The organism is Floridaenema aerugineum BLCC-F46 (genome assembly GCF_041929345.1).
In the GTDB taxonomy this organism is placed as follows: Bacteria; Cyanobacteriota; Cyanobacteriia; order Cyanobacteriales; family Aerosakkonemataceae; genus Floridanema; species Floridanema aerugineum.
Window position 1 is genome coordinate 25,254 of sequence record NZ_JBHFNQ010000028.1, and the last position, 11,428, is coordinate 36,681.

The window sequence follows — 11,428 nt, forward strand, 5'->3', positions numbered from 1 at the left end:
GTTGCGCTTGATCGCTAAGATTTTAAATCCCCAAATTTCATTTCGGGAATAGATAATTTAGATCCCCGACTTCTTCTGTGAAGTCGGGGATCTGGGTAGCAAAGTTATTTATTCTGGGATATCAATCCGATCGCGATTAGCAAATTCTGAAGGTGGACGTTCCGTACTCCAAGCCCACCAAGCAGTACCACAACGGCAGTGATAAAATTCCTGCCATTTTTTTCGATAATCTTCAGTGTAGACAGGCGATCGACGATTGATCCAAACTCGTTGCGCCTCCATACTGGTAGCTTGACAAGTCGGACAACAGAAATTTTGTGCGTGAGTCGCTTTTTCAGTCCATTCGGGCGGAACAGGGGCAAAAGCTTCCATGATTCATTTATCTAGGGTCTTATCGCCCATTATTAACTTTAGTAGACTAGATCTGCTACTGAATATTGCCTTGCCAGTAAAAGAGCCAAATCCTAGTTTACAAGATTTAAGCGAAAATTAGCTAAAAATTTGCTCAAAGTTAAATAACAAATTCATCAATCATACCCTGTTTCGCATTTCGTAAGTTAAAAGTTAAAGAGTATAATTTTTCTCATCTTTGACCTGTCTGATGCTGTACCCTCTAATAAGGCAATCTTTCTGGTAAACCCCGGAACTTTTGTTTTCGGGAATTTATCATCCAGATTATTCTCAACAACGGTGTCATCATGTCTCACCCGATTTACCTAAACTTAATTTCCTTTTTGGGAATATTCGGATTGTGTGTAGTCGCTTGGATCTTCTCCGAACATCGTAAAGTTATCCCTTGGCGAGTCATTATTGGCGGCATACTATTACAATTAGTTTTGGGTTTTTTAGTATTTCAATTCCCCCTGACTAGAAAAATATTAGAAATATTTAGTAGTTTACTAGACAGTGTATTTTTAGCAGCAGATGTAGGGGCAAACTTCGTTTTTGGTAAAAATATAGTCCCTTTACCAGGAAGACCAGCAGATGTAAATTTAGGCTATATTTTTGCCTTTCGCGCTTTACCTGCGGTAATTTTCTTTTCGGGATTAATGGCATTACTTTACAATTTAGGAGTCATCCAAGTAATTACCAACATCTTTGCCAAAGTATTCTACAAAACCATGAGATTAAGCGGCGCAGAATCTCTCAGTGGTGCGGCTAATATTTTTGTGGGCATAGAAGCAGCGATCGCAGTTAAACCATTTATTGCTAAAATGACTCGCAGCGAAATCTGCGCCATTTTAGCCTGTTGTTTTGGAACGGCTGCTTCCTCTACATTAGCAATTTATGTGAATTTCCTCAGACCAGTATTTCCCAACATTTTGGGACACTTGGTATCAGCATCAATTATGGCGATACCTGCTTGTTTTGTCTTATCAAAAATCTTAGTACCGGAAACACTAGTTCCGGTGACAGCCGGAGGAATTCCAGTAGAAGAAAAACCCAAAAAAGCAACAACAGAAGCAGAAGAAAAAGCCCCAACTGAAACAGTAGGCGGAGAACCAATTGAAAGAGTTAGCCCAATGGATGCAGCAATTTTAGGCGCACTTGATGGCGTGAAAATGGCTGTTTCTATTGCGGCGGTATTAATTTTAATTCTGGGTTTGGTTTCTTTAATAAATCAAATCTTTGGCGGGTTGGCTACTTTGCCCGGTTTGATCGGACAAATTTTTACTGTAGTCACTTTACCAAATATTTTGGGAGTTCTTTTTTACCCACTAACATTATTAACGGGAGTTCCTTTTGATGAAAGTTGGACAGCTTCGGTAATTATTGGACGCAGACTTTTAGAAACAGCAATTCCACCTTATCAAGCATTAGCACAGGCAGCAGCGGAAGGAAAGGTGAGCGATCGCACGGTGTTAATTGTCAGTTACGCCCTTTCCGGTTTTGCTCACATTGCTTCCGTTGGCATCTTTGTTGGTGGTACGATCGCTTTAGCACCCTCCCGCAGAAAAGACATTTCTGAGTTAGGTTGGAAAGCTTTATTTGTTGGTACTTTAGCAACTTTAATGATTGCTTGTATCGCAGGTTTTTATGACACTGGTAATCCCAGTATTCTAGGAGACAAGCAAGCACCCGCCCCTGCTGTCGCCCCAGTGAAAACTCCCGCACCCACCAAACCACCCGCAGCTAGTTCGACACCCCAAGCTGCACCCCCAGTCACCCCCAAACCTCAACCCACTCCCACAGTTAAACCTTCTCCTTGATTAGTTGTTAATCTTTTAAGCAGCAGGCACTCTCGGAGATGGGGAGATGGGGAGATGGGGGGATGGGGGGAATTTAACTAACTCAAAACTCAAAACTCAAAACTCAAAACTCAAAACTCAAAACTCAAAACTCTCCCCACCTCCTCTAACCGAACCCACCTCCTCTAACCGAACCCAGTTCCCAGTCCCTAGTCCCCATTCAAAACTCAAAACTTTCTTCTTTTCATGGAGCCAAAAACGGAAATTAGTCGCCTTCTAGATATTATGCCTGCCTCTGGTCGGATGATGTGTAAAATCATCAGTAAACCAGAGCAAAAAACAGTCATAGAAAGCCCATTACCTTTACCTTGGACTGGAACAAGAGAAATTTGGATTAACTTTGATTTGTGGAGTCGTTTATCTCTACAACAACGAGATTTATTGTTGTTGAGAACGGTTTCCTGGCTGATCGGAATTAAATGGTTTAAACCTGATGTTTATCAAGGTTTGGTCGTGGCTTCACTTTTGGGGGGAGTATTTGAACTGGTACAGCGGGATGTAGTTGGTGTAGTAGTTGCGGGTGGATTAACTGCATTAGCAAGTAGGCAAATTTGGCGGAGTAATCGCAATTCTCAAACTCAACTTTCTGCCGATGAAGCTGCTATTAAAGTGGCAATTCGTCGGGGTTATTCGGAAACCGAAGCTGCCCAAAGTTTAATCCGTGCGATCGATGCGGTAGCGCAAATTGAAGGGCGTTCTACCTTAGATTTTATGGAATTATTGCGCCGTCAAAATTTAAGAGCGATCGCAAATCTTTCCCCAATAGGTGTCCCAGAAACAATCAAAAAAGATTGAACAACATTATTTATAACTTGGAAATGTCTCATCCGATTTACCTTAATTTAATTTCCTTTTTGGGAATATGGGGATTTTGTCTCATAGTTTGGTTCTTTTCCGAACAGCGCAAAATCATTCCTTGGCGAGTCATAGTAGGCGGCATATTTTTACAATTAATTTTGGGATTTTTGGTATTTCAATTTCCCCTAACTAGAACAGCTTTAGAAATATTTAGTAGCCTATTAGACAGCGTATTTTTAGCTGCTGATGTAGGAGCAAATTTCGTCTTTGGCAAAAACATTGTCCCTTTACCAAATAGACCAGCAGATGTAAATTTAGGCTATATTTTCGCTTTTCGTGCCCTGCCAGCAATCATATTTTTTTCGGGTTTAATAGCATTACTTTATAACTTGGGAATAATTCAAATTATCACCAACTTTTTCGCAAAAATTTTCTACAAAACCATGAGATTAAGTGGCGCAGAATCTCTCAGTGGTGCAGCCAATATATTTGTAGGAATTGAAGCAGCTATAGCCGTTAAACCCTATATTCCCAAAATGACACGCAGCGAATTATGCGCCATTTTATCTTGTTGTTTTGGGACTGTTGCTTCTTCCACATTAGCAATTTATGTGAGTTTCCTGAAACCTGTATTTCCCAATATTTTAGGACACTTGGTATCAGCATCAATTATGGCGATACCCGCTTGTTTTGTTTTATCTAAAATCTTAGTACCAGAAACGGAAATTCCTCTGACAGCCGGAGGAGTACCTGTAGAAAAGAAGCCGGAAAATGAGGCGGAAAAAGTACCAACAGAAACAGTAGCCGGAGAATTAATTGAACGAGTTAGTCCAATGGATGCCGCAATTTTGGGTACACTTGATGGGGTGAAAATGGCTGTTTCTATTGCAGCCATATTAATTTTAATTTTAGGGTTAGTTTCTTTAGGAAATCAAGTATTTGCAGGGTTGGCTACTTTGCCTGGTTTTATCGGAGAATTTTTTCGGTTAGCCACATTACCAAATATTTTAGGAGTAATCTTTTTTCCTTTGACTTTATTAACGGGAATTTCCTTGGATGAAGCTTGGGTAGCTTCGGTAATTATTGGAAGGAGATTGTTAGAAACAGAAATTCCTTGTTACTTAGCTTTAGCAGAAGCAGCGGAGGCGGGAAAAATTAGCGATCGCACTATCCTAATCCTCAGCTATGCTTTAAGTGGGTTTGCTCATATTGCCTCAATTGGCATCTTCGTCGGTGGTACAATTGCTTTAGCACCTTCGCGTCGCAAAGATATTTCCTCAGTCGCTTGGAAAGCATTATTTGTTGGCACTTTAGCAACTTTAATGATTGCTTGTGTCGCTGGGTTTTATGATACAGGAAATCCCAGCATTTTAGGCAAATAAATAATAGGTCTGTTGTGAGGACTTTAGTCCTTTTCCGCTTAAGCGAGGAAGCACTGAAGTGCTCACAACGAACCAAGAGGTAGCACTGAAGTGCTTACAACGAACCTGATTATTTATTTACTGCTGTGACTCGCCAACTTAATTTTAAGTTAATCCAGAAATTCCAGAAAGTTACTATTCCAATGGCAATGAAATTTGCTGCATAGCGACCGTAGGGTAAGCGATCGAAGCCAAAAATATTATACAACAAATTCAGCAGTAACACATTTAAAATTAGTCCTGCTAAACAAACCAAATTGAATTTTAAAAACCTTTGGAAACGTTGGCGGTTGCCTCTTTGTTTTCGGGAGATGTCGCCAAAAGTCCAAGCATCATTCCACAGGAAATTATTCACAATTGCTAACTCGGAAGCGATGATTTTACTGCGAGTTAACCCCCAACCTAAAGTGCTTGGATCGCTTAAAAAGTAAAGCATTAGCATATCAACAAATACGCCGCTAAAACCGACTATAGCAAAGCGCAAAAAGCGACCCACAGGCCAAAGGGAAAAGCGCAATCTGAGCAAATGTTGAATATATTCTATGTATTCTTTTCCGGTAACTTTACTTTCACCATGTTGGCGTTCTTGGAAAACATAGCCGACTTCAGCTATCCAACGGATTTTTCCTCTACCTAACACTTCAATGAGGATTTTATAACCCAAAGGATTCATTTCTCGACCAGCAACACAGGCGCGACGTACTAAAAAATAACCTGTCATGGGGTCAGAAACTCGACTTACCACTTCTGGACAAATAACTAATCCTAAAAGTTGTGCGCCACGAGATAAAAACCGCCGAGTAATACTCCATTCACTCACACCACCGCCTTCTACGTGACGACTGGCGATCGCTAAATCTGCCCCCCCTTCAATTTCTCCCCAAAGCTGCAACAATAACTCTGGGGGATGCTGAAGATCGCCATCTATCACTCCTAAAACATATCCCCTCGCCACTTGCCAGCCACGAATTACCGCTGTTGAAAGTCCCCTTTCTTCCACTCGTCGCATCACTCGCAATTGTGGGTACTCCGAAATTAACTGTGCTGCCAATTCCCAAGTACGATCGGGACTATTATCATCCACCACAATTAGCTCATAAAGTCCCGGCATCACTTCATCGAGCAAATGGCACAATTGTTTAATTAGCCGCTTAATGTTTTTCCCTTCGTTATAAGTCGGAACAACCAAGGAAAACAACAGCGACTCACCCCCCACAAACACAGGCGCAGGTGGTAAAGCCGGAACTACCAAAGCGCCTGAAGGTGTTGTTACCAGTAAACTAGATTGGCTAATATTCATTAGAGCCAGATTTTAACTATCCAAAAATACGAATTCAGACTTTAACGATAAACCAATCCAGGTTCACAATGCTACTTTTTTTCCTCTTGCGACAATTTAGAGGATAGAAGACAAAGATAATTTGCAGTTTTTAGTCTGAATTTTCATGAGGCTAACAAAAATCTGTATAAAGATAGATTCTCCAGTTTTTATTTACTCATATTCTTATTTTATTTAGTCGTATTGTTTATTTTTTTTCGGAATCATCACTTATTAGATAAAGAGGTACTGCCTGTATAGTGACATTGGTTATTAAGGTTCAAGGTGATTAAAATTGATGAGCTAATCAAGTATTATTACTTGGCTGATGCTGGGAATTTTCGGTACAAAGACTGTTTTCTAGAGATGTTTACCATGGCTGATCGCACTAATCCTCCACAACTGTCTATAGTAGTGCCTCTGTACAATGAGGAATTGAATATTGATTATCTATTTCAACGTTTAGAATCGGTACTGGAACGGTTGGGAAGTACTTATGAAATAGTTTGTGTAAATGATGGCAGTAGGGATAATACTCTTAAATGTTTGATAGACCATCATTACCGTAATCCAGCGATTAAAGTAGTCAATTTGTCTCGCAATTTTGGTAAGGAAATTGCTTTGACTGCTGGGATTGATTACGCTGTTGGTGCAGGAGTAATTCCGATCGATGCTGATTTACAAGATCCGCCAGAATTAATCGGTGAATTGGTAGATAAATGGCGATTGGGTTATGATGTGGTTTATGCGACTAGGCGATCGCGCCAAGGAGAAAGTTGGCTAAAACGCTTTACTGCTCTAGCTTTTTATAACACAATTGGTAAAATGAGTCGCGTTCCCATTCCTTCTAATACAGGCGACTTCCGTTTATTAGATCGTAAAGTAGTAGAAGCCTTGAAACAATTACCAGAAAGAACGCGATTTATGAAAGGTTTGTTTGCTTGGGTAGGTTTTAAACAAACGTCTGTAATGTTCGATCGCCTTCCCCGATTAAAAGGTAAAACTACTTGGAATTATTGGAAACTGTGGAACTTGGCGATCGATGGCATTACCTCTTTTAGTTTATTACCTTTAAAAATTTGGACTTATATAGGTTTCGTTATTTCTTTAATTTCCTTCCTTTACGCCTCATTCTTAGTAATTCGTACCTTAATTTATGGAGTTGATTGGCCTGGTTATGCTTCATTAATGGTAGCTGTACTTTTTTTGGGCGGCATTCAATTATTAACGCTAGGAATTATTGGCGAATATTTAGGTCGAGTTTATGAAGAAGTCAAAAATCGACCACTTTATTTAGTAAGAGAATTGTATGGTATTGAATCACAAACAGAACTAATTACTCCCAAAAGTCATATAGTTATTCACAAGGAGTAGTAAATTGAATTGGAAAAGCAGTATTTTTTTATTGACCTTAATCTGTCTAGTAGCGACAGGTTTGGCGATTTACTTATTGGGTGGAATTAACCCAAATCAATTACAACTTTGGGTGAAACAAGCTGGAATTTGGGCACCAATAATTTACATACTAATTTATACGATCGCCACCATTTTAGTCATGCCATCCACAGCATTAAACCTCACAGGCGGCGCAATATTTGGCCCTTGGTTAGGTACACTTTGGACAAGCATTGGCGCAATAGTTGCAGCGATAGTAGCATTTATTTTTGCCCGCACCTCTGGCAGAGAATTTGTCGCCCGCAAACTCGCAGGAAAAGGGGAAGCAATGGATGCTCAAATGCGTCAAGGTGGCTTATTTTATATGTTTGCCATTCGCTTATTACCCATTATTCCCTACGGATTAGTTAACTTTGCTGCTGGCTTAACTTCAATTAAGTTTCGTGACTATCTTTTAGGCACAATTTTAGGCACAGTTCCCGGAATTTTACCCTTTGTACTATTAGGAAGTTCGGGTTTACAAGCCATTAGAACAGGTGATATTCTACCTTTATTTGGTGCATTGGCATTAACTGGAATCCTAGTAGGTGGCGCAACTTGGTATCGTCGTCGTCGCCGCGATCCGAGAGCAAAATCAAAATAAATCTTCCTAGATTCAACTGCTTTTTCTGCTCAAGTTAAGTCTAGGGCTTGTATCCTGCTTAGGATTTGGTCAAAATGAATAAACTTAGATCTTGCAGCAATGGAGGTTCTACCTCCTTTCACCTCGTTCCCTGGTTGAACAAATGGAAAGAGAAACTCCAGGCTCCGCTCAGGAGTGCGCTGATCTCAGTAAAGAAGTTCCGATCTCCAGAAGATATGCCATGATTACTAAAACAGTTGATGCAATTCTCGATCGCGCCCTCGCAGGTTACGATATATCAGAAGCAGAAGGAATTTTACTTTTGCAGCAAACAGACGCAGATATTATTGCTGCTATTCGTGAAACTGCTGACGAACTGCGAAAACGCCAAGTCGGAGACACAGTAACTTACGTCATTAATCGCAACATTAACTTTACCAATATCTGCGAACAGCATTGTAGTTTTTGCGCCTTTCGCCGCGACGAAGGAGAAACAGGCGCTTATTGGTTAGATTTACATCAAATTTTAGAAAAAACTACTGATGCAATCCAAAGAGGTGCTACCGAAATTTGTATGCAGGGAGGACTTAACCCCAAAGCTAAACTTAATGGCACTTCTTTAGATTACTATCTTAACATAATTAAAGGCATTAAAAACGCATTTCCCGACTTACATTTACACGCCTTTTCCCCGCAAGAAGTACAATTTATTGCTAGAGAAGATGGATTAACATATACTGAAGTAATCGCCGCTTTGCGAGATGCGGGAGTTGGTTCAATACCCGGAACCGCTGCGGAAGTTTTAGATGATGAAATCCGAAAGGTAATTTGTCCTGAAAAAATTGATACTGCGACTTGGTTAGAAATTATTGGTACTGCACATAAATTAGGATTGCCTACAACTAGTACCATGCTTTCGGGACATATTGAAAAACCCGAACAGCAAATCAAGCATTTTAGTTTATTACGAAAATTGCAACAAACTGCTAAAGAAAAAGGATTGATTGGTTTTACTGAATTTATTCTTTTGCCTTTTGTGGGACAAGAAGCACCGAAGCCACTACGCCGCCGAGTTGGAAGAGATCAACCAGTTTTGTCAGATGCACTTTTACTAACTGCGGTAGCGAGAATTTTTCTAGGAAATTGGATTATTAACCATCAACCGAGTTGGGTAAAACTTGGTTTAGCAGGTGCAACAACTGCCTTAACTTGGGGTTGTAATGATATTGGTGGGACGTTGATGGAAGAACATATTACCACAATGGCAGGTGCTCAAGGTGGTACTTGCATGGAAGTAGAAACTTTACAAGCTGCAATAAGTTCTTTAGGACGTAATGATCAGCAACGAGATACAGTTTATCAGCCATTAACAAAAAGCACATTTTCTATTCCAAATGGTGCGTTACGCTACGCTAACACACCCTACGGTGACTTTGGGGCGTAATTATCAGCAACAAGATACAGTTTATCAACCACTAACAAAAAACAAATTTTGTAGGGTGCGTTAGCGCAGCGTAACGCACCATTTGGTAAAGGTCCATTACGTTAAGCAGTTTTAAGAAGATTTGATGAAGTTGTTAGCGCAGAGATGCAACCGGGAATTCTAAGAGTGTGACACTCTAGTTCGGTTTTTTGTATGTCCAAGTTGTTAAAGTTTGCCTTATTAACTCTAGCGCTACAACCTTTACCAGCACTAGCCCAAATTCAAACAGAATATGGTTTTCCCATCACGGAAACTTCAAGGTGGGATTTACCATGTCACATGATTACTAGTAAGGGAAATACTCTCGACTTGGCAAGGTTGTGTGGTGGTACTTCCAGTACTCCCAGAACAGTAACAAGATCTGTAACTCGAACGGCGCAGCGTGTTCCTGTTCGCAGAAAAAGACTTGGTTCTTCTGAATATGCAGCGCAATATGAGAAGTTGGCGGAAACTTATCCAGATGAAAGGGTGAGAAATATGCTTTCGTCCAGTTCTTCCGATCCTGAATCAGTATGTAAGCGATTGGAAGCAGGTAAAACTGTTGAGGAAATCCGAACTGAGGATATAGGAGAGTTAAGCCGAAATCCTTCCGGTAACTCAACTCGTGATAATGCGCGGAAGCAGGATATAGAAATTACTTTGAAAGTAGCACCTCAATATTATTGTCCAGAAGACAGAGATTAGGTTTCTGCGAATACGCTACGAAAATCGATTAACTTTTGGCAAAATCCGAGTAAGTACGATCGCGCAAACTGTCTCTTAGGCTACTGCGCGATCGTTTTTTTTCATCTATTTCAGGACTTACGCAGTCAGTCGGAAAAATTCTAAATGTACTGTCAATTCATGAATTGACACTACATTTAAATATTCTGCGTAATTCCTCTATTTTTTCCTAGCAAAATCGTAGGGTGCCTCAGAAAGAAACTTCCGATTTCTTTTGCTTCTCTGCTATAAATTTTTTGAGAATTTTGTTACTTTTTAACGGCAACCAAAGCAGGGCTAAGTAGTCATTCTTTTTGACTAACTCCCAAATAAGTAAAGGAATTGCACAAGCAATAATGAAGGCACTAACGTTATTGAAGTAGGTGTAATCATGAAATATCTTGGATAATAAACCCGATGCTTTCAATTGAAAGAATTCATGGAATATTAAAATAAACATACTTCCAGCACCAATGTATGAAAGTGTCTCTCTTATGGCTTTATATTGGGAAATTAACTTAGAAAAACATAAGACAATATATATTCCACAAATTGCCTCTAAGGTAGATATTAGCAGATTGTCGTATCTTCTTTCACTCAGATCCATTGTATAGTTAAAGTAATAATGGCAAAACCAAAATCCGAACAAGCTCAATGCCAAATATTGGTTTTTAACCTGGAAATCAAAAACCTGTTTTTTTAGCATAAATCCTAACAAAAAGAAAAATAAGCTAATTAGCAGGATATCCAAACTAAGAGGAAGACCACGCAGTAAATGTTCGCTAAAAATTTTGTCCAGAATAGTTGTATTATCAATCGGAATTTCCCAGAAACAATTAATACTGAGTATTCCTATTAATAGGACAAATGACATCACACAAATCTGCAATAATTTGTTAATTTCACACAGATTAGTTACCTTTATAAGCAACCAGGAAAATATGAAAATAGCCCAAAGATGTGGGAGAAACCACAAAGGAGCCCATTCAGCAAGAATTGTATTCTCAGTTTCATAAACGAGTCCAGCGAGATATCTTATTGGTGAATAATTATGCGACGGTACATAAATGGCTCCCACTATCATCAATGTCACTAAATATGGTTTGATAAGTGAGTCAAATTTGACCAGCATTAATTCTGTTATTTTGCCATTAACCTTAAAGAACAATCCTGCTATAAAGAAGAACAATGGCAGATGAAAGGAATATATTATGTTGAATAATTCTCCTTTTTCGTTTAATACAATCTCGTTGTGACCAAATACCACCAATAAAATTCCTAAACCTTTGGCTATATCAATATACTGTAGTCTACCATTCATCACTTTTACCTCAAAATCTCACATTTGTGTTCCTGTTTGGTAGTTGCACTCTAGAATGAACAATACTTATTTATGTGTATATATTACCAGGTTTGCTTACAGTATGTATAAAAAGTTAC

The 11,428-nt window shown here is 39.4% G+C and carries 10 protein-coding genes; 7 read left to right on the forward strand and 3 right to left on the reverse strand.

All coding sequences use genetic code 11. The annotated features are described in order from the left end of the window. Positions 1-108: 108 nt before the first annotated feature. Positions 109-372, reverse strand: coding sequence for a hypothetical protein (locus tag ACE1CC_RS03210; RefSeq protein ID WP_413269033.1), 264 nt, complete (start codon positions 370-372; stop codon positions 109-111). Positions 373-698: 326 nt separating this feature from the next. Between ACE1CC_RS03210 and ACE1CC_RS03215 the strand changes: the two genes are divergently transcribed. From ACE1CC_RS03215 to ACE1CC_RS03225, 3 genes are all read left to right on the forward strand, one after another. After that, on the forward strand, positions 699-2,210 hold the full coding sequence (locus tag ACE1CC_RS03215; protein WP_413269034.1) for a NupC/NupG family nucleoside CNT transporter: 1,512 nt from the start codon (positions 699-701) through the stop codon (positions 2,208-2,210). A gap of 225 nt (positions 2,211-2,435) precedes the next feature. Then, positions 2,436-3,044 carry a DUF3318 domain-containing protein gene (locus ACE1CC_RS03220; RefSeq protein ID WP_413269035.1) on the forward strand — a complete coding sequence of 203 codons (609 nt, stop codon included), beginning with the start codon at positions 2,436-2,438 and terminating at the stop codon, positions 3,042-3,044. A gap of 23 nt (positions 3,045-3,067) precedes the next feature. After that, entirely contained in the window at positions 3,068-4,429 is a 1,362-nt protein-coding gene (locus ACE1CC_RS03225) for a NupC/NupG family nucleoside CNT transporter (RefSeq protein WP_413269086.1), read from the forward strand. A gap of 109 nt (positions 4,430-4,538) precedes the next feature. Here ACE1CC_RS03225 and ACE1CC_RS03230 read toward each other — a convergent pair whose 3' ends face one another. Then, positions 4,539-5,768 (reverse strand): glycosyltransferase, encoded by a 1,230-nt coding sequence (locus ACE1CC_RS03230; protein WP_413269036.1) that lies wholly within the window; start codon positions 5,766-5,768, stop codon positions 4,539-4,541. A gap of 393 nt (positions 5,769-6,161) precedes the next feature. Between ACE1CC_RS03230 and ACE1CC_RS03235 the strand changes: the two genes are divergently transcribed. From ACE1CC_RS03235 to ACE1CC_RS03250, 4 genes are all read left to right on the forward strand, one after another. After that, complete coding sequence (locus tag ACE1CC_RS03235; RefSeq protein WP_413269037.1) at positions 6,162-7,160, forward strand: glycosyltransferase family 2 protein; 999 nt, start codon at positions 6,162-6,164, stop codon at positions 7,158-7,160. Positions 7,161-7,164: 4 nt separating this feature from the next. Further along, positions 7,165-7,824, forward strand: coding sequence for a TVP38/TMEM64 family protein (locus ACE1CC_RS03240; protein WP_413269038.1), 660 nt, complete (start codon positions 7,165-7,167; stop codon positions 7,822-7,824). Positions 7,825-8,044: 220 nt separating this feature from the next. Continuing rightward, a complete protein-coding gene (gene cofH, locus ACE1CC_RS03245) occupies positions 8,045-9,247 on the forward strand; it encodes a 7,8-didemethyl-8-hydroxy-5-deazariboflavin synthase subunit CofH (protein WP_413269039.1) in 1,203 nt (400 codons plus the stop codon). Positions 9,248-9,439: 192 nt separating this feature from the next. Beyond that, positions 9,440-9,970, forward strand: a complete 531-nt coding sequence (locus ACE1CC_RS03250; protein ID WP_413269040.1) for a hypothetical protein — start codon at positions 9,440-9,442, stop codon at positions 9,968-9,970. Between the two features lie 229 nt (positions 9,971-10,199). On the opposite strand, the gene ACE1CC_RS03255 is transcribed toward ACE1CC_RS03250, so the two are convergent. After that, complete coding sequence (locus ACE1CC_RS03255; RefSeq protein WP_413269041.1) at positions 10,200-11,309, reverse strand: acyltransferase family protein; 1,110 nt, start codon at positions 11,307-11,309, stop codon at positions 10,200-10,202. Positions 11,310-11,428: the final 119 nt, after the last annotated feature.

Bases quoted from the DNA above. Each gene is read 5' to 3' on its own strand.
- ACE1CC_RS03220 (WP_413269035.1), top strand. From the start codon at position 2,436: ATGGAGCCAAAAACGGAAATTAGTCGCCTTCTAGATATTATGCCTGCC.
- ACE1CC_RS03235 (WP_413269037.1), top strand. From the start codon at position 6,162: ATGGCTGATCGCACTAATCCTCCACAACTGTCTATAGTAGTGCCTCTG.
- ACE1CC_RS03215 (WP_413269034.1), top strand. From the start codon at position 699: ATGTCTCACCCGATTTACCTAAACTTAATTTCCTTTTTGGGAATATTC.
- ACE1CC_RS03250 (WP_413269040.1), top strand. From the start codon at position 9,440: ATGTCCAAGTTGTTAAAGTTTGCCTTATTAACTCTAGCGCTACAACCT.
- cofH (WP_413269039.1), top strand. From the start codon at position 8,045: ATGATTACTAAAACAGTTGATGCAATTCTCGATCGCGCCCTCGCAGGT.
- ACE1CC_RS03225 (WP_413269086.1), top strand. From the start codon at position 3,068: ATGTCTCATCCGATTTACCTTAATTTAATTTCCTTTTTGGGAATATGG.
- ACE1CC_RS03230 (WP_413269036.1), bottom strand. From the start codon at position 5,768: ATGAATATTAGCCAATCTAGTTTACTGGTAACAACACCTTCAGGCGCT.
- ACE1CC_RS03255 (WP_413269041.1), bottom strand. From the start codon at position 11,309: ATGAATGGTAGACTACAGTATATTGATATAGCCAAAGGTTTAGGAATT.
- ACE1CC_RS03210 (WP_413269033.1), bottom strand. From the start codon at position 372: ATGGAAGCTTTTGCCCCTGTTCCGCCCGAATGGACTGAAAAAGCGACT.